Source organism: Rhizobium sp. AN68, from assembly GCF_030758035.1.
Taxonomy (GTDB): Bacteria; Pseudomonadota; Alphaproteobacteria; order Rhizobiales; family Rhizobiaceae; genus Agrobacterium; species Agrobacterium tumefaciens.
The window spans coordinates 230,669-256,465 of the sequence record NZ_JARWMI010000003.1; the positions used below are offsets into that span (position 1 = coordinate 230,669).

23 protein-coding genes and 3 pseudogenes are annotated in these 25,797 nt (G+C 58.3%); 16 read left to right on the forward strand and 10 right to left on the reverse strand.

Going from position 1 to position 25,797, the window contains the following annotated elements:
- Positions 1-3 precede the first annotated feature (3 nt).
- The 4 genes from pyrF to dnaN all read right to left on the reverse strand — a co-directional run bounded on the left by pyrF (position 4) and on the right by dnaN (position 3,318).
- The gene (gene pyrF / locus RBH71_RS14150) at positions 4-711 is read right to left on the reverse strand and encodes an orotidine-5'-phosphate decarboxylase (RefSeq protein WP_003514699.1); all 708 of its coding nucleotides are present in this window, start codon (positions 709-711) and stop codon (positions 4-6) included.
- 4 nt (positions 712-715) lie between these two features.
- Positions 716-1,312, reverse strand: coding sequence for a histidine phosphatase family protein (locus RBH71_RS14155; protein ID WP_003514701.1), 597 nt, complete (start codon positions 1,310-1,312; stop codon positions 716-718).
- 96 nt (positions 1,313-1,408) lie between these two features.
- Positions 1,409-2,002 carry a phospholipid N-methyltransferase PmtA gene (pmtA, locus tag RBH71_RS14160; RefSeq protein WP_003514702.1) on the reverse strand — a complete coding sequence of 198 codons (594 nt, stop codon included), beginning with the start codon at positions 2,000-2,002 and terminating at the stop codon, positions 1,409-1,411.
- 197 nt (positions 2,003-2,199) lie between these two features.
- Positions 2,200-3,318, reverse strand: coding sequence for a DNA polymerase III subunit beta (gene dnaN / locus RBH71_RS14165; RefSeq protein WP_003514704.1), 1,119 nt, complete (start codon positions 3,316-3,318; stop codon positions 2,200-2,202).
- Between the two features lie 267 nt (positions 3,319-3,585).
- Here dnaN and rsmI point away from each other — a divergent pair, with 267 nt between their 5' ends.
- The 10 genes and pseudogenes from rsmI (at position 3,586) to RBH71_RS14215 (ending at position 13,458) form a co-directional block, all read left to right on the forward strand.
- Entirely contained in the window at positions 3,586-4,527 is a 942-nt protein-coding gene (gene rsmI / locus RBH71_RS14170) for a 16S rRNA (cytidine(1402)-2'-O)-methyltransferase (RefSeq protein WP_111802539.1), read from the forward strand.
- The gene (locus RBH71_RS14175) at positions 4,517-4,885 is read left to right on the forward strand and encodes a YraN family protein (protein WP_003514708.1); all 369 of its coding nucleotides are present in this window, start codon (positions 4,517-4,519) and stop codon (positions 4,883-4,885) included. Before rsmI ends, RBH71_RS14175 begins: the two co-directional genes overlap by 11 nt.
- 11 nt (positions 4,886-4,896) lie before the next feature.
- A complete protein-coding gene (locus RBH71_RS14180) occupies positions 4,897-5,457 on the forward strand; it encodes a sugar O-acetyltransferase (protein WP_035252008.1) in 561 nt (186 codons plus the stop codon).
- Between the two features lie 133 nt (positions 5,458-5,590).
- Positions 5,591-6,889, forward strand: a complete 1,299-nt coding sequence (locus RBH71_RS14185) for an extracellular solute-binding protein (RefSeq protein ID WP_003514712.1) — start codon at positions 5,591-5,593, stop codon at positions 6,887-6,889.
- A gap of 84 nt (positions 6,890-6,973) precedes the next feature.
- The gene (locus tag RBH71_RS14190; RefSeq protein WP_025592231.1) at positions 6,974-7,948 is read left to right on the forward strand and encodes an ABC transporter permease subunit; all 975 of its coding nucleotides are present in this window, start codon (positions 6,974-6,976) and stop codon (positions 7,946-7,948) included.
- 11 nt (positions 7,949-7,959) lie between these two features.
- Positions 7,960-8,802 (forward strand): sn-glycerol-3-phosphate ABC transporter permease UgpE, encoded by an 843-nt coding sequence (gene ugpE / locus RBH71_RS14195; protein ID WP_003514715.1) that lies wholly within the window; start codon positions 7,960-7,962, stop codon positions 8,800-8,802.
- 11 nt (positions 8,803-8,813) lie between these two features.
- Positions 8,814-9,914: a sn-glycerol-3-phosphate import ATP-binding protein UgpC gene (locus RBH71_RS14200; protein ID WP_003514717.1), complete on the forward strand. Its 1,101-nt coding sequence runs from the start codon at positions 8,814-8,816 to the stop codon at positions 9,912-9,914.
- Between the two features lie 110 nt (positions 9,915-10,024).
- Entirely contained in the window at positions 10,025-10,537 is a 513-nt protein-coding gene (locus RBH71_RS14205; RefSeq protein ID WP_013635353.1) for a cupin domain-containing protein, read from the forward strand.
- A gap of 244 nt (positions 10,538-10,781) precedes the next feature.
- On the forward strand, positions 10,782-11,741 hold the full coding sequence (gene gshB / locus RBH71_RS14210) for a glutathione synthase (protein ID WP_003514721.1): 960 nt from the start codon (positions 10,782-10,784) through the stop codon (positions 11,739-11,741).
- 185 nt (positions 11,742-11,926) lie between these two features.
- Positions 11,927-13,458, forward strand: a pseudogene (locus tag RBH71_RS14215) (YifB family Mg chelatase-like AAA ATPase).
- A 116-nt stretch (positions 13,459-13,574) separates the two neighbouring features.
- Here RBH71_RS14215 and cysK read toward each other — a convergent pair.
- The 3 genes from cysK to dut form a co-directional block, all read right to left on the reverse strand.
- Positions 13,575-14,543 carry a cysteine synthase A gene (gene cysK, locus RBH71_RS14220; RefSeq protein ID WP_003514725.1) on the reverse strand — a complete coding sequence of 323 codons (969 nt, stop codon included), beginning with the start codon at positions 14,541-14,543 and terminating at the stop codon, positions 13,575-13,577.
- Positions 14,544-14,699: 156 nt separating this feature from the next.
- Positions 14,700-15,317, reverse strand: a complete 618-nt coding sequence (locus tag RBH71_RS14225) for a LysE family translocator (protein WP_019564444.1) — start codon at positions 15,315-15,317, stop codon at positions 14,700-14,702.
- 76 nt (positions 15,318-15,393) lie between these two features.
- Complete coding sequence (gene dut, locus RBH71_RS14230) at positions 15,394-15,864, reverse strand: dUTP diphosphatase (protein WP_003514727.1); 471 nt, start codon at positions 15,862-15,864, stop codon at positions 15,394-15,396.
- Between the two features lie 90 nt (positions 15,865-15,954).
- Here dut and RBH71_RS14235 point away from each other — a divergent pair, with 90 nt between their 5' ends.
- The 3 genes and pseudogenes from RBH71_RS14235 (at position 15,955) to RBH71_RS14245 (ending at position 19,171) form a co-directional block, all read left to right on the forward strand.
- Complete coding sequence (locus tag RBH71_RS14235; protein ID WP_003514729.1) at positions 15,955-17,538, forward strand: peptide chain release factor 3; 1,584 nt, start codon at positions 15,955-15,957, stop codon at positions 17,536-17,538.
- A gap of 70 nt (positions 17,539-17,608) precedes the next feature.
- Positions 17,609-18,815 (forward strand): annotated as a pseudogene (gene coaBC, locus RBH71_RS14240) (bifunctional phosphopantothenoylcysteine decarboxylase/phosphopantothenate--cysteine ligase CoaBC).
- Positions 18,812-19,171 carry an MmcQ/YjbR family DNA-binding protein gene (locus RBH71_RS14245; RefSeq protein ID WP_003514733.1) on the forward strand — a complete coding sequence of 120 codons (360 nt, stop codon included), beginning with the start codon at positions 18,812-18,814 and terminating at the stop codon, positions 19,169-19,171. Before coaBC ends, RBH71_RS14245 begins: the two are co-directional and overlap by 4 nt.
- A gap of 23 nt (positions 19,172-19,194) precedes the next feature.
- Here the strand turns inward: RBH71_RS14245 and RBH71_RS14250 are convergent, their stop codons facing one another.
- From RBH71_RS14250 to ubiE, 3 genes and pseudogenes are all read right to left on the reverse strand, one after another.
- Entirely contained in the window at positions 19,195-20,109 is a 915-nt protein-coding gene (locus RBH71_RS14250) for a sterol desaturase family protein (RefSeq protein ID WP_003514735.1), read from the reverse strand.
- Between the two features lie 163 nt (positions 20,110-20,272).
- Positions 20,273-21,846 (reverse strand): annotated as a pseudogene (ubiB, locus tag RBH71_RS14255) (2-polyprenylphenol 6-hydroxylase).
- A gap of 36 nt (positions 21,847-21,882) precedes the next feature.
- The gene (gene ubiE, locus RBH71_RS14260; RefSeq protein ID WP_003514739.1) at positions 21,883-22,659 is read right to left on the reverse strand and encodes a bifunctional demethylmenaquinone methyltransferase/2-methoxy-6-polyprenyl-1,4-benzoquinol methylase UbiE; all 777 of its coding nucleotides are present in this window, start codon (positions 22,657-22,659) and stop codon (positions 21,883-21,885) included.
- 143 nt (positions 22,660-22,802) lie between these two features.
- Here ubiE and mutM point away from each other — a divergent pair, with 143 nt between their 5' ends.
- The 3 genes from mutM (at position 22,803) to rpsT (ending at position 24,971) form a co-directional block, all read left to right on the forward strand.
- Positions 22,803-23,705 carry a bifunctional DNA-formamidopyrimidine glycosylase/DNA-(apurinic or apyrimidinic site) lyase gene (gene mutM, locus RBH71_RS14265; protein ID WP_003514741.1) on the forward strand — a complete coding sequence of 301 codons (903 nt, stop codon included), beginning with the start codon at positions 22,803-22,805 and terminating at the stop codon, positions 23,703-23,705.
- Positions 23,706-23,736: 31 nt separating this feature from the next.
- A complete protein-coding gene (locus tag RBH71_RS14270; RefSeq protein WP_003514743.1) occupies positions 23,737-24,510 on the forward strand; it encodes an enoyl-CoA hydratase in 774 nt (257 codons plus the stop codon).
- A 194-nt stretch (positions 24,511-24,704) separates the two neighbouring features.
- Positions 24,705-24,971, forward strand: a complete 267-nt coding sequence (rpsT, locus tag RBH71_RS14275; protein WP_003493474.1) for a 30S ribosomal protein S20 — start codon at positions 24,705-24,707, stop codon at positions 24,969-24,971.
- The last annotated feature ends 826 nt before the right edge of the window (positions 24,972-25,797 follow it).

Consider the following 25,797-nt stretch of genomic DNA (forward strand, 5'->3'; position numbering starts at 1 on the left):
TCCTTATTGATTTGCCGGAAAGCTGGCGCGCAGCATGTCGTCAAGAATGGCGCGGGCTGCTGCTTTCGGATCTTCTGATCTGACGATGGGGCGGCCGACAACCAGATGGCTCGAACCGGCCTTGATGGCGTCAAAAGGCGTCATCACGCGCTTCTGGTCTCCAGCCTCGGCACCAGCCGGGCGAATACCAGGGGTGACGACGGCAAGGTCGGGGCCCAAGATTTCACGCACCGCCGTCGATTCCTCTGCCGAACAGACGATGCCGCCCATGCCCGCCTCGCGCGCCTGTTCCGCACGGCGCAGCACCAGCGAACGGGCATCCGATGCATAGCCGGCTTCCGCAAGATCGGCATCATCCATCGATGTTAGCACGGTGACACCAAGCAAGCAGAGGCCAGAGCCTTCGGCTGCCTTGACTGCGGCGCGCATGGCTTTCGGGTAGGCATGCAGGGTCAGCATCGACATGCCCATGCGGGCGATGTTTTCGACGCCGGAGGCGACGGTGTTGTCGATGTCGAGCAGTTTCATGTCGAGAAAGACTTTCTTGCCGCTCTGGGCAAGGTCGCGGGCGAATTCGAGACCACCGGCAAATACCAGCTGATAGCCGATCTTGTAGAACAGAACCTCATCGCCGATCTTCGACACGATGTCTTCAGCTTGTTGCACAGTCGGAACATCGAGCCCGACGATCAGTTTTTCGCGCGCGGTCATTGTCTTATCCCTGCCATGTTTCCATTGCCGTCCAGTCGCATGTGGGGCGCTGAGCTGCAAGTGAAAATTCGGCGATTGGGAACCGGAAAAGATTGCCGCCGCCGGGTGGCTGGTCCTTGCTGCGACTGATGCCGACGCCTTCGATATGGCATTTCAAAAGCGTGCCGACGCCGCCATGGCCGACAAAGGCAATCGGCTGTTGCGGGTCGTGCCGGTCTAGAACGGCCCTGACGGCGTTAACAATTCGCGCCTGCGCATCGATTGCCCGTTCCCAGCCGTGAAAGCTTTCTCGCGGATGGGCAAAAAACCAGTCGGCAGCCTTTTCGAATTCCGGCGGCGTCAGGAAGCCTGTGGCCGACCGGTCGTTCTCATGCATCGCCCCGATGATTTCAATATCCGCGCCGGATGTTTCAGCAAGGATTCGGGCGGTTTCGATGGCTTTGGTTTCCGCGCTCGACACGATCCGGCGCAATGCGCGTGCCCATGGCAGGCGGCTTGCCTCAAACGCCCGCTGTGCACCCACGTCCGAAAGTCCCCATTCCGGAACCGGAACCGCCGGATCGATCCGGACCTGGGGATGGGTAATGTAAAGGGCATGCATGGGAACGGTCCTCAATGGCGATGGAAAGGGAAAATCAGGCCCCTAACCATCTGTCACGACCGGGAAATGACGGCCTTTGCCCACTCTGCCGTGTGATCAGGCCCGGGTATAGGTCCACAATTGCGCCGGAGGAATGTTGCGCACGATGAAATCGAAATGGCGGATGTGGTAGAGATGCGGCTGCGCAACGATCGGGGAAATCGGACCGTAGGATATCTGTATGACGGGGCGACCGTGCGGCACGCGTTTCAGCAATTCGTCGAGAAGCTTGATGCGGGCGGCCATCGGAAAATTCAGCATCGGTACGGCGGAAATGACGCTGTCGAACATCTGGCCCTGGTGCTCGCCAAGTGTCGCATTCAGATCGAAGGCATCGCCATTGATGAAGTTGACGCCTGGATAGCTTCTGAGAAGCTGATTGTAGAAATCGGTCGAATATTCGATGGCCGTCAGGCGCTCCGGCTTGATGCCGCGTGCCAGAATGGCCTTGGTGATGACACCGGTACCGGGGCCGAGTTCGAGAACGGGCAGGTCGGAATGCGGGTCGATGACACTCGCCATTTTTCTTGCCGTGATGGAGGATGTCGGGACGATGGCTCCGACCTTTTTCGGCTGGCTGACCATGCCTTTGAAAAAGCGGATTTCTTCCTCAAATTTTCTTTCAAAGCGTTGCTTCAGGTTGAGTGCCATAATTCCCCTCGGATGTATTTTGGTCATTGTCAAAAAAATGTTACGCACTGTTTATCTCATTTGGCGCTAAAACAAGGCAAAATGTCGTAATTGGAAAAATTCGTTTAGCGTTAGAAATCTGTCTGCGCCGAATCAAAAAACGCCGGTGGAGCGATCCACCGGCGTTTTTTGATTGATTTGAAGACAAAAAGTCCACTTTAAACGCGCATTGGCATCAGAACATAAAGCGCATCGTCGCCGGCGGTGTCGCGAACGAGCGTTGGCGAGCCCGCATCCGCCAGAAGGAAAATCGCGTCTTCACCGGAAAGCTGCGAGGTGATGTCGAGGAGATATTTGGCATTGAAGCCGATTTCCATCGAATCATTGTCGTAACCGACAGCCACTTCTTCCGTCGCACTGCCTGAATCCGGATTGTTGACGGTCAGCGTCAGCTGGCCGTTGGTCAACGCCAGCTTCACGGCGCGGCCACGCTCGGAAGAGATGGTCGACACGCGATCGACCGCACGGGCGAAGGTCTGGCAATCGACGCGCATTTCCTTGTCGTTGCCGGTGGGGATGACGCGCTGGTAATCCGGGAAGGTGCCGTCGATCAGCTTCGAGGTCAAAACGACCGAGCCGATGGTCAGGCGGATTTTCGCGTCCGATACCTCTACGGTGACATCAAGTTCGGGATTGTCCATCAGCTTCTGCAATTCGCCGACGGTCTTGCGCGGAATGATGATGCCCGGCATGCCTTCGGAGCCGGAAGGCGCATCCACATCGGCGCGCGCAAGGCGGTGACCGTCCGTCGCGACTGCGCGCAGCTTGAGGTCGCCGTTGCTTTCGATGGTGTGGAAGAAGATGCCGTTCAGATAATAGCGTGTCTCTTCGGTCGAAATCGCAAATTGCGTCCGGTCGATCAGCATCTTCAGGTCGGTCGCCTTCAGTTTGAAGGTGTGGCTGAAGGTACCGGCGGTCAGATCCGGGAAATCGGTTTCCGGAAGGCATTGCAGCGAGAATTTCGAACGGCCGGAAGCAACCGTCATTGTGGAGCCATCCGGATTGGTGGCCAGAAGCACTTCGGAACCATCCGGCAGCTTGCGCACGATTTCATAAAGCAGATGCGCCGGCACGGTGGTCGCGCCCGCCTGCTCCACCATGGCCGGCGTCGCTTCGGTGATTTCGAGGTCGAGGTCGGTCGCCTTCATATCCAGATTGGCGCCGGATGCGCGCAGCAGAACGTTGGACAGGATCGGGATCGTGTTACGACGCTCGACGACCCTGTGGACGTGGTTCAGCGATTTAAGAAGGTTCGACCGCTCAAGAGTAATACGCATGGACGCTACCGCTTTCAACCGTTGCGACCCGGCCACCGCCGGATCGGTAAGAAGAGTCTTGACCGGCCGGAACGCCGGATAATGTGGACGGGCAAAATGGCAGAGTTATTGCAGAAAATGCAAGAGCCGAGTGCATCTGCCGCCGGTCATTTTGCTGCTATACAGCATGATCCACAGCCTGTGACCGCCCGTGGACCTTGTTCGCCGGTTTTCTATTGCCCATAAAGGGGTAAAACTGGAGCGACCGGCCGGGAATGATCGGCCAGAATGATTGGAAGCCGTGTGACGGAAGAAATATCGAACAGCGACGCCGGACAGGCGACCAAGAGCTTCAGGATCGGCACGGCCACTATTCCGGCGCGGCCGTTGGAGCCGGCGCTCTATCTCGTGGCCACTCCCATCGGCAATCTCGGAGACATCACCATCCGGGCGCTGGAAACGCTGGCATCTGCCGATGTTCTCGCGTGCGAGGATACCCGCGTCACCCGCATTTTGCTTGAGCGTTACGGTATCCGCATACGTCCGCTCTCCTATCACGAGCATAATGCGCAGGAAGCGGGACCAAAACTCATCGCCGCTTTGGAGGCCGGAAAATCCGTGGCGCTGGTGTCGGATGCCGGAACGCCACTCGTCTCCGATCCCGGTTATCGCCTTGGTCAGCTCGCGCTGGAGGCCGGTCATCGCGTCGTGCCGGTGCCGGGAGCATCTGCGCCGCTTGCTGCCCTTGTCGGTTCTGGCATGCCGAGTGACGCCTTTCTGTTCGCGGGCTTTCTGCCGGTAAAGGATCGCGGCAAGCGCGACCGTTTTGCCGAACTTGCGAAAATTCCGGCCACCCTCATGTTTTTTGAATCGCCACGCCGCATTGGCACCTCCGTAAAGGTGGCATCGGAAGTCCTTGGCCGCGATCGCCGTGCTGTGGTGTGCCGTGAGCTGACCAAGACTTTCGAGGAGTTCCGGCGTGGCACGCTGGGCGAGCTTGCGGAATATTACGACGAGGACCGTGTGGTGAAGGGCGAGATCGTGCTCCTGATAGAACCGCCCTCTTATGACGAAATTCCCGACATCGAGGATGTCGAGAGACTTCTGAAGGATCTCGTCACAACCATGCCTGCCGCGAGGGCCGCAGCCGAGGCGGCAAAGCTGACGGGCCTGCCGCGCAAGGAGCTTTATCAACGGCTGCTGGATATGAAGGATGCGGATGGCCGCTGACGGGCAAACGAACAAGAGACGAAAGGCCGAGCGACGCGGCCACGCTGCGGAATACTGGGCAGCACTCTATCTGCTGTTTCGGGGATACCGCATCCTCGCCATTCGTTATCGAACCCGGCTGGGAGAAATCGATCTCATTGCCCGCAAGAAGGATGTCGTCGCCATCGTCGAGGTCAAGGCGCGGCCTTCCGGTGCCGGGGCTGTCGATGCGGTCGGCTTCCGTTCGCAACAGCGCATTCGGGCAGCTGCCGATATTTGGCTCTCCCGCCGCAAGGATGCCGCGCGGTTTTCGTTGCGTTTCGATATCGTCGCAGTCCTGCCACGACGCCTGCCGCAGCATTTCATCGACGCTTTTTGAGGGGGGAGGCAATGTCCACTGAGCGGGAAAAAATGGCTGCGGGCGAATGGTACTGTTGCATGGATGCCGAACTGGACGTGCTGCGCGCCCGCGGCCGCCGTGCCGTTCACCAGCACAACACCGCGCCGCCGGATGAGCGTGAGGCCATGTCGCCTTTGCTGCGGGCGCTCTTTGCCTCCGTTGCGGAAGGAGCCTTTATCGAAGCACCGTTTCATTGCGCTTACGGCTTCAACATTACGTTGGGTGCGAACGTCTATCTCAATACCGGCTGCGTCATTCTTGATTCTGCGCCCGTGCGGATTGGCGATGGCGCGATGTTGGGGCCGGCCGTGCAGATCTATTGCGCCGAACATCATCTGGACCCGGTTGCGCGTTCGCAAGGCATTGAAATCGCAAAGCCGGTCACGATCGGTCGCGATGTCTGGATCGGCGGCGGGGCGATCCTTCTGGCCGGCATCACGATTGGCGATGGCGCGATCGTCGGGGCCGGTTCGGTGGTGACGCGGGATGTCTTGGCCGGGACGACGGTGGTCGGAAATCCGGCTCGCCCGATAAAGCGCAAGGACGCTTGAGACATCCGTTTCTGGAAGAATGGAGTTCCTATCGCAGGGACTGTAATAAATCTGACATAAAACCGTTAAAGAGGCGTCATGGAACGTCTCTATTCGCATCCTCATCCCAATAAATGGTGGAGAGGATTTAGTAATGTTGAAGAAGATTTCCATGGCCGCAGTGGCGGTCAGCATTTCGGCAACGTCTTCCATGGCTGCGACCAACATCACCTGGTGGCACGGCATGGGCGGCCGTAACGGCGAAGTCATCAACGAAGTTTCGCAGAAGTTCAACGAAGCCCAGAAAGAATGCGCTCTGACACCGGTTTCCAAGGGCTCATACGAAGAAGCGCTTGCAAGCGGCATCGCTGCTTTCCGTTCGGGCGAACAGCCGAACATTCTTCAGGTTTTCGATGCTGGCGCTGCCACCATCATCAACGCCAAGGGCGCTGTCATTCCTGCGGAAGACCTCATCAACAAGGCCGGTTACAAGTTCGACCGCGAAGCCTTCATCAACGGCGTCCGCTATTTCTACGCTGCCGCTGACGGCAAGTTCGTCGGCATGCCTTTCAACACTTCCGCGCCGATCATGTATGTCAACGACGAAGCCCTGAAGAAGGCCGGCGTCGAAGCTCCGAAGACCTGGGAAGATTTCGAAAAGGTCGCACCGAAGCTGAAGGAAGCCGGTTACATCCCGCTCGTCCAGTCGCAGCTCACCTGGCAGTTCACGGAGAACTTCTTCTCCCGCAACAACATCCAGTTCGCAACCAACAACAATGGTTACGACAGCGTCACTGACACCAAGCTCAAGGTCACCGATCCGAACCTCGTCATGATGTTCGACAAGCTGAAGGACTGGAAAGACAAGGGTCTGTTCGCCTACTACGGCGCCGGCTGGAACGACAACCAGAAGCCCTTCGAAGAAGGCAAGGTTGCCCTCTGGATCGGTTCCTCGGGTTCGTTTGGTGGCCTGCAGAAGACGGCGTCCATGCCGTTCTCGGCAACCTTCCTTCCCTACTGGGGCTCCATCAAGGGCGCTGGCACCAACTCCTTCATCGGCGGCGCTGCCCTCTTTGCAATGTCGGGCAAGTCTGAAGCCGAAAACAAGTGCGTCGCTGACTTCTTCCAGTTCCTGACTTCGCCGGAAATCCAGGTCTTCTACCACAAGGCAACCGGTTACGTCGCTATCACCACGGCTGCTTACGAAAAGGCCAAGGCTGAAGGCTTCTACAAGGAAAAGCCTGCCGCCGAAGTCGGTATCCAGCAGCTGTCGCTGCCTTCAGGCGAATGGTCCAAGGGCTACCGTCTCGGTTTCTACCCGCAAATCCGCTCCATCATGGAACGCGAATACAACCGCATCTTCTCCGGCGAAGTAACGCCGAAGGACGCCTTCGACATCATCGAAAAGGAAGGCAACGATCTTCTCGCCCGTTTCGCTAAAACGGCTGGCTGATCTCCCTTTTTGAAACCAACGATAGTTGTCGAGCCTCCTTTCCGCCGGAAAGGAGGCTCGCTCTTGGATTAAGGAGGCGCAAGCGTGGCCTATACATCGTCTCAACCGCGTCTGGCCCGGTTTCTATCCGGCCGGTCTGCAAAAACCGGAAAAACGGCGAAGGCCGCAGAAGCCAGCATGAAGCGCGTGCAGTTCTCCTCGTCCTACGTGCCCTATCTGTTTCTGGCGCCGCAACTGGCGGTGATTTTCATCTTCTTCTACTGGCCCTCCGTCCAGGCCGTGCAATCGTCGTTCTTTATCGAAGACCCTTTCGGGTTCGGTGCAACGTTCGTGGGCTTCGCCAATTATTCCGATGCCATCTTCAATCCGGAATATCTAAACATCGCCAAGTTCACGGTTGTCTTCACCGTGCTGGTCACTTTCTTTTCGCTGGCGCTCGGTCTTTTGCTTGCGGTCAAGGCCGATGCGGTCGTTCGCGGCAGTTCCGCCTACAAGACGTTGCTGATCTCCGTTTACGCCATCGCGCCGCCGGTTGCGGGTCTCATCGGCATGATGTTTTTCGACCAGCATATCGGGCCTTTCGTCAAGATGGCCGCGTTTTTGGGCTGGGATATGAAGGTTGGCCTCAACTACTTCGATACAGCCTTCGCCATGATTGCCGTCGCGGTCTGGAAGCAGATCCCTTATAATTTCATCTTCTTCCTGTCCGGATTGCAGGGCGTATCCGTCGCCGTGCGCGAGGCTGCCGCCATCGATTGCCGATCGAGCGTGCGCCGGTTCTGGACGGTCATCATGCCGCTTCTGGCACCGACTGCATTCTTCCTGCTGATCATCAACATCACATATTCGCTGTTCGATACGTTCGGCATTATCGACGTGATGGTGAAGGACAAGGCCGCCAACAATCCGATTACGCTGGTCTACAAGGTCTTTCTCGACGGTTTCCGCGGCAATGACATCGGCGGTTCCTCTGCCCAGTCCGTCATCCTGATGCTGGTCGTCTTCGTACTGACCATCATCCAGTTCCGCTTCATCGAAAAACGCATCCATTACAATTGAGGGAAAAGACAATGTACAAGACAAAACCCCTCGACCATCTGGTGCTGATCATCGGCGCACTGTTCCTGATATTGCCTGTCGTCGTGGCATTCATGACGTCCACCCATACGGCGGCGGAAATCCACCGCAGCGGCCTGACACTCGTTCCGGGCGACAATTTCGTCGGGACCTATGAAAAGGTCCTGACGCAGAAGGGCGGCTTTACCGGGCAGATCACCGGTCTCAACATGGTGCTGAACTCGCTGATCCTCGGCATCGGTTTTGCCGTCGGCAAGATCGTCCTCTCGATGATGGCAGCCTATGCGATCGTCTATTTCCGGTTCCGGTTTGCAACGCTTGCCTTCTGGATCATCTTCACCACGCTGCTGCTGCCGCTCGAAGTACGCATCATGCCGTCCTATGAGGTTATGAGCAAACTCGGCCTCTTGAACTCCTACACCGGTCTGATCGTGCCGCTTCTGGCGTCTGCGACGGGCACCTTCTATTTCCGGCAGTTCTTCAAATCCATTCCTGAGGAATTGCTGGAAGCTGCTCGCATCGACGGTGCGGGCCCGGTCAAGTTCTTCATTGATGTGATCATCCCGCTTTCCCGTACCATGATGGCGGCGATCTTCATCATCATGTTCGTTTACGGCTGGAACCAGTACCTCTGGCCCATGCTGATGACCACGGACGAGAGTTTCTTCACCCTGATGCGCGGCATCAAGTCGATCCTGCAAGTCTGGGTCGGTTCGCAAATCCCCGATTACAACGAAGCTTTCGCGCTTGCCGTTCTGGCCATGCTGCCGCCTGTGATGATCGTCGTGATCTTCCAGCGCTGGTTCATCAAGGGCCTGACGGAAAGCGACAAATAAGGAAACCGAAAATGGCCGCGATAGAAATCAGTCAGGTCTGCAAGGATTATCATGGCGGCGTGCGTGCCGTGCATCACGTCGATATCGACATCAGGGACGGCGAGTTCATTGTTCTCGTCGGTCCCTCCGGCTGCGGCAAGTCCACGCTCCTGCGTATGGTCGCCGGACTTGAGGATATTTCCGAAGGCACGGTGAAGATCGGTGACCGGGTGGTCAACCAGGTAGATCCGGCTGACCGGGATATCGCCATGGTGTTCCAGAACTACGCGCTCTATCCGCATATGTCGGTGCGCCAGAACCTGGAATACGGGTTGAAGAACCGCAAGACGCCGAAGGCGGAGATCGATGCGCGCGTGGCCGAGGCCGCCCGCATGCTCCAGCTCGAACCCTATCTGGAGCGCAAGCCGCGCGCCCTTTCCGGCGGCCAGCGTCAGCGAGTCGCCATGGGCCGCGCCATCGTGCGCAAACCGGCGGCCTTCCTGTTTGATGAGCCCCTGTCCAACCTTGATGCCAAACTACGCGTTTCCATGCGCGGGGAGATCAAGCGCCTGCAAAAGCGCCTCGGCACCACTTCGATCTACGTCACGCACGATCAGCTGGAAGCCATGACGCTGGCAGATCGTCTGGTGGTGCTGAACGGCGGCCGCATCGAACAGATCGGCGCACCGCTCGAGGTCTATCACACCCCCGCTTCCACCTTTGTCGCAAGCTTCATCGGTTCTCCCGCCATGAACCTGCTGAGCGGCGAGTTGCATGGGGATAGCCTTGCGGTCGGGCCGTCGCTGATCGCGCTCAACGGTTTCGCCCCCACCTCCGGCCCGGTTACTGTGGGCATGCGGGCGGAAGATTTCCGCCTGGCGGCGGCAGGTGAGCCCGGTTTTTCGCTACGCGTCGAGTATATCGAGGAACTCGGCTCGCAGCGTCTTATCCACGGCATGATCGGCGACCAGAACCTGACTGTGGCGTTTTCGCCGGAGGTCGAGATTCCGGCTACCTTGTCGGTCGCCATATCTCCGGACAAGCTGCACTTCTTCTCCAGCGAGACCGGCAAGCGCATTGCCGGCAAGGCGGAACAGGCTGTGGCGCAGCCCGTGCAGCTGGCAACGGCCTGAGTGGACGATAAGAAATCGGCGCGATGACTAAAATTGCGCCGATTGTCAAAACCGCTTCGTTACGATCCCGATGATAGAAGATCTCCAATATTTCACGGGGGTTTTCTAATATGCCTTTAAAGATGATGTTCGCGGCGGCTGCGACCATGGCCATCCGCACGGTGCCGATATTGCCCGCCTCTTTGCGCAGGGCAAAAGACGAGAGCGTGGTTAGCGCGTCCTGCACCGATTTGCGGCTGCAGCCGGCCCCCATCAACCCCGACTGGATAATTTCCGGTGATCCTCAGGCGCGTGCGGCGGATCATTCCAGAAGCGGAGACCGCGCCTCCAGCACAGCCATGTGGGATTGTACGGCGGGCGAGTTCCGATGGTTCTTCGGTTGGGACGAGACCGTCTATATCCTCGAGGGTGAGGTGCATGTGACGGCGGAAGACGGCACAGTCAGTATCCTGCGGGTGGGTGACGTCGCTTATTTCCGCGCGGGAACATGGGCCACCTGGCGGGTGGATGAGTATGTCCGCAAGGTTGCCTTCATGCGCCGCCCTTTCCCCACGGCGCTGGCTCTGGCCTACCGGGTCAAGAACAAGCTGTTTGCCGGTCGTTCCTACAAGCTGGCGGCCTGAACTGGTAAAACACTCCGTCAGGTGGGGCTCTGCGCAGCGCCACCTGCGGAATTGTGAAGGTTCAATAAAACTCACAAAAAGCACCCCTCGCAGCAGTTGCGTTTGAATGGTCGCTGCCCTACATCTTCAGGGTTTTCTGAAGCATTTCCGGGTCTCTTCCGGTCCTGCGGGGAATCGCGAACAGACGAGGCAATGGGCACGGCGGAACCGCGAAGCGTCCGCATGCTGCAAGAGGAAGATGCGCATGGCGAAGATCAAGAACGTCGCGATCCAGATGGATCATGTCTCCGGCATCAATATCGCCGGCGACTCCACCTTCGCCATGAGCCTTGAGGCGCAGGCACGTGGATACCGGCTGTTTCACTATACCCCCGAACGCCTCTCCATGCGCGATGGCAAGATCTACGCGACCGTCGAACAGATGGAACTGCGCGATATCAAGGGCGACCATTTTTCGCTCTCGGAGCCGGAGCGGGTCGATCTCTCGACCATGGATGTCATTCATCTGCGCCAGGATCCGCCATTCGACATGGCCTACATCACCTCGACCCATTTGCTCGAGCGCATTCATCCCAAAACGCTTGTTGTCAACGATCCCGCCTGGGTCCGCAACTCGCCGGAAAAGATTTTCGTCACCGAATTCGCCGATCTGATGCCGAAGACGCTGATCACCAAGGATGTCTCTGAAATCGCCCGCTTCCGCAATGAAATGGGCGATATCATCCTCAAGCCGCTTTATGGCAATGGTGGTGCAGGCGTCTTCCATTCCGCGCGGGACGACCGCAATTTCTCATCGCTGCTGGAAATGTTCGGCCAGATGTTCCGCGAACCCTATATCGCCCAGGAATACTTGCCGGATGTTCGCAAGGGCGACAAGCGTATCCTTCTGGTGGATGGCGAGCCCGTGGGCGCGATCAATCGCGTGCCGGCGGAAAATGATGCCCGCTCCAACATGCATGCCGGCGGCCGCCCGGAGCCAACGGAACTCACCGCGCGTGAGAAGGAAATCTGCCGCCGCATCGGCCCCGCCCTGCGCGAGCGCGGTTTCCTGTTCGTTGGCATCGATGTGATCGGCGATTACCTCACGGAAATCAACGTCACCTCACCGACAGGCATTCGTGAAGTGCAGAAATTCGGCGGTGCCGATGTGGCAAGCCTGTTGTGGGATGCGATCGAGAAAAAGCGCGAAGCACAGGATTTCTGAGGCAATTTCCTCGCCACCTGCGTTTGTTCCGCGTGCACAACTCTATACAACTGAAATACACCGTTCGCGCGAAATTGTTCGCTTAATGTTCTTGTTTTATTCTTTGCTCTGTGGCAGGTTACTTGAGAGTGGCCGCCATCGGGGCATAATGCTTTGATGTTGTGGCCGGTTTGCGGGGGCAGGCCATGGTGGCACGGGTCAATACGGTTGCATTTCAGGGAATAGAGGGTGTGCCGGTCGAGGTGCAGGTGATGGTCGCACCCGGAAAGGTCGGCATCCAGATCGTCGGCCTGCCGGACAAGGCGGTGGCGGAAAGCCGGGAGCGGGTGCAGGCCGCGCTCCATGCCTCCGGTCTGGCGCTGCCGGCAAAAAAGTCACGGTCAATCTGGCGCCTGCGGATTTGCCCAAGGAAGGATCGCATTTCGATCTTCCGATCGCTTTGGGTCTCATGGCCGCTTTGGGAGCGATACCGGCGGAAGCGCTCGGGCAATATGTGGTTCTCGGCGAACTCAATCTCGATGGCACCATCGGCACGGTTTCGGGCGCTCTGCCCGCGGCCATCGGTGCCAATGCGCTCGGGAAGGGTTTGATTTGCCCGGCTGATAGCGGGCCGGAAGCAGCCTGGGCCGGGGCTGGCATCGATATTCTCGCCCCACGCAGCCTTATTGCGCTTGCCAACCATTTTCGCGGCACCCAGCTTCTCTCCCGCCCGATGCCCGCCATCCGTGCTAATCCGGTCAATTTGCCGGATCTGGCCGATATCAAGGGGCAGGAGACGGCCCGGCGCGCGTTGGAGGTGGCAGCTGCCGGTGGCCATAATCTGCTGATGGTTGGCCCGCCCGGCTCCGGTAAATCCATGCTCGCTGCGCGCTTGCCCTCAATTCTGCCGCCTCTCGAGGCTGCGGAATTGCTGGAAGTGTCCATGGTCCATTCCATCGCCGGCCAATTGTCCGGCGGCAAGCTGTCGGACCGCAGACCGTTTCGCACGCCACACCATTCCGCCACCATGGCCGCGCTGATCGGCGGAGGGCTGCGTGCCAAGCCGGGTGAGGCTTCACTTGCCCACCACGGCGTTCTTTTTCTCGATGAGTTCCCGGAATTTGCGCCTCAGGTGCTGGATGCGCTGCGCCAGCCGCTGGAAACGGGCGAATGCATCGTTGCCCGTGCCAATCACCGCGTCACTTATCCGGCGGAAATCCAGCTTGTCGCTGCGATGAACCCCTGCCGGTGCGGCAGAGCGGGGGAGCCGGGTTTCACTTGCGCCAGAGGGCCACGTTGCATGACAGATTATCAGGCCCGCATTTCCGGCCCGCTGATGGATCGCATCGATATTCGCATCGACGTTCCCGCCGTCTCCGCCACTGACCTCATCCGTCCCATGACTGCCGAACCGAGTTCGGTGGTGGCCGCCCGTGTCGCTCGCGCCCGCCTTGCGCAGCAGGAGCGTTATGCGGCGGCGGGCTCTTCAGGCATTCGCACCAACGCTCGCTGCACGACAACGCTGATCGAAAAATATGCGGAGCCCGATGCTTCCGGGCTGCAGTTGCTGCGCGATGCTGCCGAACAGTTGAAGTTCTCCGCACGCGGTTATCATCGCATTCTCAAGGTAGCCCGCACATTGGCTGATTTGGACGGCAAACAAACTGTCGGACGTATACATGTGGCCGAAGCCATTTCATACCGCATTGCCGGTGAAAGACTGACGGCGGCGGCATAAGCGGCCTTCCTTCGCCCTTTATCGGCTAAAACAATTGTGCCGCTGGCGGATGGCCGGCGGCACAATCGGTCATTGCGGTCAGGCGCGCGTTTGCGGCCTGACCGAAGAGGAACGGCTTAAAGCCCAAGCCCTTCGAAAAGGGCGGTCGAAAGGTAACGTTCCGCGAAGGAGGGAATAATGACGACGATATTCTTGCCGGCATTTTCCTCACGTGCGCCGACCTTGATCGCCGCTGCGAGTGCCGCGCCCGAGGAGATGCCGACGGGTACGCCTTCCAGCTTCGCCACCAGACGGGCGATTTCAAAAGCGTCGTCATTGGTCACGGTGACGATTTCGTCATAGATTCCAGTGTCGAGGATCGCGGGTGCAAAACCGGCGCCGATGCCCTGGATCTTGTGCGGACCGGGGTTGCCACCGGAAAGAACCGGGCTGTCGGCTGGCTCGACGGCAATGACCTTCACCTCCGGCTTGCGGGATTTCAGCACCTGGCCCGTACCGGTGATAGTGCCACCCGTACCGATGCCCGAAACAAAAATATCGACAGCACCCTCGGTGTCGTTCCAGATTTCTTCCGCCGTCGTCTTGCGATGAATATCCGGGTTTGCGGGGTTTTCGAACTGCTGGGGAATAATCGCGTCTGGCAGGGTTTCGGCCAGTTCCTGCGCCTTGGCGATGGCGCCCTTCATGCCCTTCGGGCCTTCGGTCAACACCAGTTCCGCGCCCAGCAAGGCCAGCATTTTCCGGCGTTCGACCGACATCGTTTCCGGCATGGTCAAGATCAGCTTGTAACCCTTGGCGGCGGCGGCAAAGGCTAGCGCAATGCCCGTGTTGCCGGAGGTCGGCTCAACCAGCGTCGTTTTGCCGGGGGTGATCTTGCCCTGGGCTTCCAGCGCTTCGATCATGGCAACGCCAATGCGGTCTTTCACGGAGGCGATGGGGTTGAAGAACTCCAGCTTGGCGAGAAGATTGGCCTTCACGCCTTTTTCCCTCGCCAGCTTGTCCAGCCGCACGATCGGCGTATCGCCGATTGTTTCGGTGATGGAGGAATAGACGCGTCCGCGTCCGGGCTTTCTGGCTTCGGGCATGATGCTCTCCTGTATGAAGGCCACACGATGTGTGGCCGCAAGATTTCAGCGGCAGAATAGGAGCAATAGTCTTGTCAGGCCAGCGAACGTTCGTCCTAATATCGTCTGATTACCGGAAAAAATTCACGATAAATCAGGCAAATGCACGAAATCGTTTCAGGTGCTGCGGATCGCGATCATGGTCGCCGTTCCCGCCAGAATTCCCGCCGCGGTGCGGTTGAGGATCGTCAACGCACTTGGCCGTTTCAGGAGGTTGCGCGCCTTGGCAGCAAGCAGGATGTAAGGCAGGAGAACGGCCATCAACACGACGAAGGTCAGCGCCAGAAGTGTCGCATATTCCGATGGGCCGATCATGCGGATGTCGATCAGCGTCGGCACCAGCGCCACATAAAACAGCATGGTTTTTGGATTACCCAGCGTGATCAGCAGGCCGGACAGAAACGACATGGGAATGCTGGTGCTTTTTTTCGCCTTCAGGTCCTGTGGCAAGAGGCCGGCGGTCCAGAGCTTCCATGCGATATAGAGAAGATAGGCTGCGCCGGCAAACTTCAGGACCATGAAGGCCTCCTGAAAAGTCTGCGCCACGAAGGCGAGGCCGAGGATCACGCCGGTCAGGTAGATCATGTCGCCCAGCACCAGCCCGAGGCCCATGAAGAAGGTTTCCCGAAACCCCGATCCAAGCGCCCGCGCCACGATCGCCGTCATGCCGGGGCCGGGAATGGCAGCGGCGATGAAGAGTGCGGTGGCATAGGCAAGAAGGGTCGTCAGCGTCATGGTCATTTTCCCCGAAAATCCGCCAGATCAATAGCGAAAATCAGGGGTGAAAACAATCGCCCATAAAGGGGGCTGGTCAAAGCCCCGTGGAGCCGAAACCACCGGCACCGCGTGCCGTCTCGGATGTTTCGGTCACTTCGCTGACTGTCACCTGCGTAACTGGTGCAATCACCATCTGTGCGATGCGCATGCCGCGCTCGATGACAAAATCGGCCTGCCCCAGATTGGCGAGAATGACCTTCACTTCGCCGCGATAGTCGCTGTCCACCGTGCCGGGGGAATTGAGGCAGGTGATGCCGTTCTTGATGGCGAGGCCGGAGCGCGGACGGATTTGCGCCTCATAGCCTTGCGGAACCTCGAAGACGAAACCGGTCGGCACCAGCGCCCGTTCGCCCGGCTGCAAAGTCAGCGGTTCATCGGCCGGCACTGCGGCGCGCAGGTCCATTCCGGCGGCGCCAGGGGTTTCATAGGAAGGCAATTCGAGGTCTGCGCCATTGGCAAGACGCACAAGCCGGAGGAGGGGTCGATTATCATTTTGAACGGTCATGCGGCATTAGTTTGCCGAGATCGCGGCAAGGTCAATTGCAAATGCGGGCCTGAAACGCTAGATACCCCGCAATTCCACAGGATTTGTCAGATGGCCGAAACACTTGCCGAGGCGGTCTCCCGCCGCCGCACCTTTGCTATTATTGCGCACCCGGACGCGGGTAAGACCACGCTTACGGAAAAACTGCTGCTGTTCGGCGGAGCGATCCAGCTTGCCGGTGAGGTGAAGGCGAAGAAGGATCGCATCCAGACCCGTTCGGACTGGATGAAGATCGAGCGCGAGCGCGGCATTTCGGTCGTCACTTCGGTCATGACCTTCGAATATAACGACCGCGTCTTCAACATCCTCGATACGCCCGGCCACGAAGACTTTGCCGATGACACCTACCGCACGCTGACGGCGGTGGATGCGGCGATCATGGTCATCGATGCCGCCAAGGGTATCGAGCCGCGCACGCTGAAGCTTTTCGAAGTTTGCCGCATGCGCGATATTCCGATCATCACCTTCATCAACAAGATGGACCGCGAAAGCCGCGATCCCTTCGAGATTCTGGACGAGGTCGAGGAAAAGCTGGCGCTCGATACCGCGCCGATCACCTGGCCGGTCGGCCGGGCGAAGAGCTTCTGTGGCGCTTACAATCTTGCTGAAAACACCTTTCGTGGCAACGACACGCAGGTGGATGGCCTTTCGGTCAACGGCCCTCAGGCTGTCGCCGATCGTCTGCCGGAAAATGAGCGCAAGGTCTTTATCGAGGAAACGGAACTGGCTCTGGAAGCCTGCCGCCCCTTCGACCGTCAGGCGTTCCTGGAAGGTCACATGACGCCGGTATTCTTCGGTTCGGCGCTGCGCAATTTCGGTGTGCGCGACCTCATCAATGCGCTGGGTGATTTCGCCCCGCCGCCGCGCGATCAGGTGGCGGATACCCGCACCGTGCATGCGGCGGAAGACAAGATGACGGCCTTCGTGTTCAAGATTCAGGCCAATATGGATCCCAACCATCGCGACCGCATCGCCTTTGCCCGCATCTGCTCCGGCAAGCTGGAGCGCGGCATGAAGGCGCGGCTGTCGCGCACCGGCAAGCTCATGGGGCTGACCGCACCGCAATTCTTCTTCGCGTCACAGCGCCAGCTGGCCGATACGGCCTTTGCAGGCGATGTGGTCGGCATTCCCAACCACGGCACGCTGCGCATCGGTGATACGCTGACCGAAGGTGAAAACCTCGTATTCCAGGGCGTGCCGAACTTCTCGCCGGAAATCCTGCGCCGCGTGCGCTTGGAAGACGCGATGAAGGCGAAGAAGCTGAAGGAAGCTTTGCAGCAGATGGCGGAAGAAGGTGTCGTGCAGCTCTTTTCGCCAGAAGACGGCTCGCCCGCCATCGTCGGCGTTGTCGGCGCGCTGCAGCTCGATGTGTTGAAGGAACGGCTGATGGGCGAATATGGCCTGCCGGTCTCGTTTGAAATGTCTCGCTTTTCCGTCTGCCGCTGGATCTCGTCCGATCAGCCTGCGGAAATGGACAAGTTCCTCAACGTCAAACGCGGCGATATCGCTCGCGATCTGGATGGCGATCCGGTGTTTCTGGCGCAGGATGCCTTCTCGCTGCGGTATGAATCCGAGCGGTTTCCGGCGATCAAGATGGTCGCGATCAAGGAATATCACGTCGCCAAGGCGGCGTGATATCAGCCGGATTGCACTTTGAATGCCAAGGGCTTAGTTTCCCGGTTAAACGGGAAACTGGTCCGGCATCATGACGCTTTCAGGCAAACATATTCTCCTCATCATCTCCGGCGGCATCGCGGCCTATAAGAGCCTCGACCTCATCCGCCGTCTGAAAGAGCGCGGCGCGAAGGTGACGCCAGTCATGACGAAGGGCGCACAGGAATTCGTCACTCCGCTTGCTGTTGGCGCAGTGTCCGCCACCCACGTCTTCACCGAGCTTTTTTTCGAGGCAGGACGAGCAGGATGTCGGGCATATCCGGCTCGCACGCGAATGCGACCTCGTGCTGGTCGCGCCCGCCACCGCTGATCTGATGGCGAAGATGGCGAATGGTTTGGCTGATGATCTTGCCTCCACGATCCTTCTGGCGACCGATCGGAAGGTGCTGGTCGCACCTGCCATGAACCCAAAAATGTGGTCGGCAAAGCCAACGATGCGCAATGTCGAAACGCTGAAAAAAGACGGCGTGTTTTTCATCGGCCCTATGGCAGGCGAAATGGCGGAAAAGGGCGAGGCCGGTCTTGGTCGTATGGCGGAGCCTTTGCAGATCGTCCAAGGCGTCGAGGCTTTGCTGGATGGCGGGCCGAAGCCTTTAAAAGGCAGAACGGCGATCGTTACCTCCGGCCCCACCCATGAGCCGATCGATCCGGTGCGTTACATCGCCAACCGCTCCTCCGGCAAGCAGGGCCATGCCATCGCAGCTGCGCTTGCGGAATTGGGTGCGGAGGTAACGCTGGTCTCGGGTCCCGTCACGATTGCCGATCCGGCGGGCGTTGCAACGGTCCATGTCGAGCGTGCCGAGGAGATGCGCGATGCGGTGATTTCAAGGCTGCCGGTGGATATCGCCGTCATGGTTGCCGCTGTCGCCGACTGGCGGGTGGCGGGTTCTTCGGAGCAGAAGATCAAAAAGCAGCCGGGCGATGCCCCGCCTGCGCTGCAACTTATGGAAAACCCCGATATTCTCAAAACCGTCGGCCACCACGAAAAGCGCCCGAAGCTGGTGGTGGGTTTCGCCGCCGAGACGCAGGATGTGGAGAAAAACGGCCGAGCCAAACTGGAGCGCAAGGGCGCGGATTATATCGTTGCCAATGATGTTTCGGCGGAAACCGGCATCATGGGCGGAGACCGCAACAGCGTGAAGATCATTTCGAATGAGGGTATCGAGGCCTGGCCTGATATGGACAAGGCCGAAGTCGCCAAACGTCTGGCGGCCCTTATCGCGGAGAAACTCGCATGAGCCTTTTCGATCGCAAGACATTCGACAGGGTGCTCGGAGAATGGCCGGGCGTCCGTTTCGTCGATCAATGGGACTCCCACGTTGCCAAGGTCGGAGACAAGGTCTTTTCCGTTTTGGGTGAACGTGACGACTGGCGGCTTGTGGTGAAATGTTCGGAGGAAAGCTTCGAAATCCTTACCTCGCTGGAAGGCATCCATCAGGCACCTTATTTCGCCAAGCGCAAATGGATATCGATCTCCGATCATTCACCGCTGGAGCAAGAGGAGCTGGAACACTATGTCCGCCGCTCCTATGAACTCGTTGCTGCAGGGCTGACGAAGAAGCTGCGGGTCGAACTGGGAATTCTCCCGGCCTGAAGGCGGCATTGTCGCCAATCCCTTCAATTTTCTTTCGTGTTTCGCCCGATGATCTGGCGAACCCCTTCCTTGGTAAAAGGCTGAAAAAGCTGTGGCAGAAAGCCCTTTGCAATTTCTCCCTTGATGCCGATGTTGGTCGAGGAAGGGCGATCGGGATTGAAATAGCTGCCGAACAACTGGTCGAAAATGACAAGGTTCTCGCCATAATTGGTATTTCCCTCAGGCAGCTCTTTGGAGTGGTGCCAACGGTGCAGCCGGGGCGTGCTGAACACGTAGTCCAGAGGCCCGGTTTTCATATCCACATTGCAATGGGTCAGAATGCCGATGAAGGCGGTCACAGCCGCGAGCCACCAAAACACCTGCAACGGCGCGCCCATGAGATAAAGCGGAATCTGGCTGAGCGCGATCTTGAACAGCGAGTCGGCCACATGAAAACGGCCCGTATTCACGACCCAAAGGCGGACAACGCTGTGATGAAGCGCGTGAAAACGCCAGAAGAACACCGTTTCATGGGCGATACGGTGCGCCCAGTAGAGACCGAATTCAGCGATCATCAGGGCGAGCGTGACCTGAACAACCATCGGCAACTGAGAAGGCCACAGGTCGAATTTCATGGCCGCCAAAGGTTGCAGAAAAATGGCGGTCAGCATTGGAAAGAGCACCGCTGCCATGGCAGCAAGCTGAACAAGCCCTTTGGTCAATAGCGTGTGGGCGATATTGTTGACGGTTTCACCATCAGACTGAAGCCATTCCGTCTCATAGGGAATGTAACGCTCAAGAAGAAACAGGCTGGCCACCGCGCCCGCGTAGACGGCGAGGAATGTGGTGATTGGATGCTCACTCGAAAAAGCGAAATAAGCCCCGGTAAGACCGAGAAAAAACACCATGGGCCACGAGCAATAGGTAAGGACCCGTTTTACGGCTTCATTTTTTGCCATCAATCTCAATTCCCGTCCGGCAATCATTTAACTTTCAATCAAGATCAGGTCATTATCCTCGATATGTTGCAGCAGCATGGTACGCATCTATCAAACTGGAAGACCGGCGATTTTCGGTTCGAAAGTGTGCCGCACCGGCGTGAGCGCCGAGTTTGAATATCGTTTAGCTGATCCTGATCGCGATATAGAGAAGCGTCAGCGCAATCACCCAGAGCGCCGCCCGGCCCCATCTGGTGTGGCGCGCTTCCGCCTTGCCGATCGCTTCCGCGGTCTGGGCGTCGAAACGCAGGCCGTTCTCGCTCATATACACCAGGTCGGAATGCAGCTTCTCCGTCTTGGCAGCGATCTCGGGTGCCGCTTCCGCAAGCTTGAGAGCCGCCTTCACGCCGTCCTTCAGATCGGTGACAATGCGTTTCGGGCCAAGATTGTCCCTTATCCAGCCGCTGACGACCGGATCGGCCGCTTTCCACATGTTGAAACGCGGATTGAGCATGCGGGATACGCCTTCCACCACCACCATGGTCTTTTGCAGCATCACCAGTTCCGGGCGCGTTTCCATGTCGAAGAGCTCGGTAACTTCGAACAGCAGCGTCAGCAACTTGCCCATGGAGATCGTCTCGGCCGGCTGGCCGTGGATCGGTTCGCCGATGGCGCGGATCGCCTGCGCAAAGCTGGCTTTATCGTGATGGCCCGGCACATAACCGGCCTCGAAATGCACCTCCGCGACGCGCATGTAATCGCGGGTGATGAAGCCGTAGAGGATTTCGGCAAGGAACCTGCGTTCTTTTTTCCCAGCCGCCCGGCAATGCCCATATCCACGGCTACGATCATGCCCTGCGGATCGACGAAGAGATTGCCGGGGTGCATGTCGGCATGGAAAAAGCCGTCGCGCAACGTGTGCCGCAGGAAGGACTGGATGAGGGTATCAGCCAGCTTGTTCAGATCGTGGCCGGCAGCCTTCAGCCCCTCAATATCCGACATCTTGACGCCGTCGATCCATTCCATGGTGACGACATCGCGGCCGGTGCGTTCCCAATCTACCTCCGGAACGCGGAATCCGGGGTCTTCTTTGGTATTTTCGGCAAGTTCGGAAAGGGCGGCGGCCTCAAGCCGCAGATCCATCTCGATCTTGGTTGTCTGTTCCAGCGTGCGAGTGACTTCCACCGGCCGCAGGCGGCGGGCAGAGCGGACGAAACGCTGTTGCAGGTCGGCGATCAGATACATCGCCTCCAGATCGTTCTGGAAGCGCTGGCGAACGCCGGGGCGAATGACCTTGACGGCGACCTTGCGCGGCCCTTTCGGCGTATCCACTATCGCCGGGTGAACCTGGGCGATGGAAGCGGCGGCGATCGGATCGCCAAATTCCCTGTAGAGTTCCGAAACAGACCGCCCGAGCGAACCTTCAATATTAGCCTTGGCCGCGGCTGCGGGGAAAAATGCCATGCGGTCCTGCAGGCTCGCAAGATCGTCGGCGAAGTCGGCGCCGACCACATCCGGCCTTGTGGCCAGAAACTGTCCCATCTTCACATAGGACGGGCCAAGCCGCTCGACAGCTACCGCTAGCCGGTCGCTACGCTGCGCCCGCTTGGCCTTGCTGCGGGCGAATGGCTTCAGCAACGCCTTCATCACTTGCGCGGAGGCAGGAAGGTCATCGGATGGCAAGGCCAGCACGACGCCTTCGCGCACGAGAACCCAGCCAACCCTTGCGAGGCGGAAATATGCGCCCAAAGTGCTCATGCTTATGCTTGTCTCCTGCTTTTGCCGGACATGGTCTTAAAGCTTCCAGCCGGAATGCAGGGCGGCGATACCGCCGGTGTAATTTGTGTAGGTCACGCGCGAAAAGCCGGCGGAGCGGATCATCGTCGCGAAATCCTCCTGATTGGGGAATTTGCGGATAGACTCGACCAGATATTGATAGGGCTCGGCATCCCCGGTGATCATCTTGCCGAATTGCGGAATGGCGTTGAACGACCATGCATCATAGACGCGGTCGAGTAGCGGCATTTCCACCTCGGAAAATTCCAGCACCAGCAGTCGCCCGCCACGTTTCAGTACGCGGTAGGCTTCTTTCAGCGCAACGTCGATGCGCGGTACGTTGCGAATGCCGAAGGCGACCGTATAGGCGTCGAAGGTATTCGCCTCGAAGGGCAGCTCCTCGGCATTGGCTTCAACGAAGGTCAGATTGTCGGAGAGCTTTCGTTTTGCCGCGCGCTCCTCGCCAACGGCAAGCATCGAGCCGTTGATATCGAGAACGGTGGCATGCGCCAGACGGTTGGAGGCTTCCACGATGCGGAAAGCGATATCGCCGGTGCCACCAGCTACGTCAAGCACCTTATAAGAGGCGTCCTTGCGCGGTGAAAGCGAGGACACCATGGCGTCCTTCCACAGCCGGTGCAGGCCGGCCGACATCACGTCGTTCATAATGTCGTAGCGCTTGGCCACCTTGTGGAAGACATCGTTGACCAGCCCCTGCTTTTTGCCTTCGTCCACTTTGTGGAAGCCATAGGACGTTTCCATGCCGCCTTGGGCAGTGGTACGGGCGTCGGTCATCGTCTGTCTCCATATTAATTGCGTGGCGGACCATAGCGGAAACGCCATGGCGACGCTATCTGTTGCCGCATCGCCTGGGCGCGACATTTCGCGTGCATTGTATAGACCACATGGTCCTAACGATAAACTGCCGGATAAGCCAGATGCCAGAATTGCCAGAAGTCGAAACCGTTAGACGCGGCCTCGCGCCCACCATGGAAGGGGCAAGAATCCGCAAGCTCCATCTTGGCCGTCCCGATCTGCGCTTTCCGTTCCCGGAGGACTTCGCGGGCCTGATCGAGGGCAGGACGATCATATCGCTCGGGCGCAGGGCGAAGTATCTCTTGATAGAGCTGGAAGACGGGCTGACGATCGTTGCCCATCTTGGAATGTCCGGCTCGTTCCGTATCGAGGCGGCGGCGGATGAGGCAGGAAATAGGAACGCGCCCGGCGCGTTTCATTATGCCCGCTCGAAGGACGGCAAGCACGATCATGTCGTCTTTCATCTGGATAAGGGCGAAGAGCGCATCTGCGTCATCTATAATGACCCGCGCCGCTTCGGCTTCATGCATCTGGTGGAGCGCAACAAGCTCGACCTCTACCCCGCTTTTGCGGGGCTGGGACCGGAACCGACCGGCAACGCGCTGAGCGCGGATTATCTCGCGAGCCGGTTCCAGGGTAAAAGCCAGCCGTTAAAAAGCACGCTGCTGGACCAGAAGGTCATTGCGGGCCTCGGCAATATCTACGTCTGTGAGGCGCTGTGGCGTGCCCATCTCTCGCCTTTGCGGGCGGCGGGAACGCTGGTGACCAAAACCGGAGAGCCGAAGCCGCAGCTCATCAATCTCACGGAGAAGATCCGGGACGTGATCGCGGACGCAATCGCCGCCGGTGGCTCTTCCCTGCGCGACCATATACAGACGGACGGAACGCTCGGTTATTTCCAGCATTCCTTTTCAGTCTACGATCAGGAAGGCCAGCCTTGCCGTACACCCGGCTGCGGGGGTACGGTTGAAAGGATAGTGCAGGCCGGTCGTTCGACCTTTTATTGCGCGGCCTGCCAGAAGTAGCTGAGGCGGAATAATGGCGAGGGAGACTGCCGTGGATTATGAAACGATACTGGTCGAGAAGCGCGACGAGGTGGGCGTCATCACGCTAAACCGGCCCAAGGCGCTCAACGCCCTCAATTCGGTGCTTCTGAAGGAGCTGCGGCACATTCTCTCCTCGTTCTCTGCCGACGACTCCATCGGTGCGATCATTATAACGGGGTCGGAAAAGGCGTTTGCCGCTGGCGCGGACATCAAGGAAATGCAGGGGCTGGATTTTGTCGATGCCTATGTCGGCGACTTTCTCGGCGGCTGGGACGAGGTCGCATCGACCCGCAAGCCGGTTATTGCCGCAGTCTCCGGCTTTGCGCTGGGTGGCGGGTGTGAACTGGCAATGATGTGCGATTTCATCATCGCTTCGGACACGGCGAAATTCGGCCAGCCGGAAATCACGCTTGGCGTCATTCCCGGCATGGGCGGCTCACAACGGCTGACGCGGGCGGTGGGCAAGGCGAAGGCCATGGATCTGGTTCTGACCGGCCGCATGATGGATGCAGCCGAGGCAGAGCGCGCCGGCCTCGTTTCGCGGATCGTCCCCGCGGCGAATCTCATGGATGAGGCGGTGGATGCCGCCACGCGCATCGCCTCGCTGTCCCGCGCTTCCGTTCTCATGGCCAAGGAAAGCGTCAATCGCTCCTTCGAGGTTCCTCTTTCGGAAGGGCTGAGATATGAAAGGCGATCCTTTCAGTCGCTCTTTGCAACAGCGGATCAGAAGGAGGGCATGGCGGCCTTCGTTGAAAAGCGCAAACCCGCTTTCCGGAATCGCTAAGGATTCGGAATATCGGCGTTTTCCGCCATTTGCGCGTTGACGGGCGTACGCTTTAGCGGTATATGCCCGCCCACGGTTAAGGAAAGCCATCCGGCTTGTCCGAAATTACTCCCGCATTCTTGGGTTAAGTGAGGTCTTCGAACGACCCGATCCTCTGGTTGCGGAATTTGGTTTGAATTCGAAGAGAGGCATACATGGCCAATACAACTTCGGCGAAAAAGGCGACCCGCAAGATCGCTCGCCGTACCGCAGTCAACAAGGCTCGCCGTTCGCGCGTTCGCGGCTTCATCCGCAAGGTCGAGGAAGCGATCGCTTCGGGCGATCTGGCAGTAGCCACCGAAGCTCTGAAGGCAGCTCAGCCTGAGATCCAGCGCGCAGCGACGCGTGGCGTTCTGCATGGCAACACGGCATCCCGTAAGGTGTCGCGTCTTGCCCAGCGCGTTAAGGCTCTTTCCGCCTAATCCGGCTAATCACAATTAACTATTCAAAAAGCCTGGTCTTTTGACCGGGCTTTTTGTGATTCTAACCCTACGTTAATCATTCCTGCCGTAACGTGACAAACGCGTGTCAGATGAGCGACAAGAAAAACTGAATAAAAACAATGGATTGCCGGAGGTCTCCCGAAAAATGGGAAGCTTTCTCTACGGAAGTCGCAGCCAGTTTTGAGTCAAGAAGATTTTTATTTTTTTGCCAAAACGGGCTATCGAAAAATGCCAAAATTGAATCTCATTGATTCATAAGCGATTCTGCTTCGGACCTTGCCGGTGATGCAAAACGACCATTGCGAGTCAATGGTCGATCTGAGTTTTTGCAGAAAAAACGCCATTGATCTCTCCCCACGATCCTGCCTAAATGCATTTCAACAAGGGGTGCGGATCTCAGTCCACAGATTATCTCGATGATCGTATCGACGATATTCACCTTCTTGCTGGCGGGCCTTTCGAGGTCCGTTTTCTCAGGTCATTGAGCTTTTTGTGCCGTTTCGGTCTCGGAACGGGCTGGAGCTTTTTGTCCTTAAGAATGCGCCTTACAGTTGTAGCGAAAGGAGCGTTTTTAGCGTGTCGCAGGCCTCTCCATGAAGGGGAGGGAAATGGGATAACCGGCTCGCAAACAAGTAGTAGTCTTTGACGCTCTTTCGAGGGGAGTGCTGGAGGCGGGAAATAATACGAGGGGGATCTCTGGCGATCGTTTTTTTGATCGTCAGGCTATGATTGGCAATTTGAAAGGCGGCAATATGCAATTGAATTTGGCGATGGGTGCGGTGGCCGATGGGGACCGCGCACCACA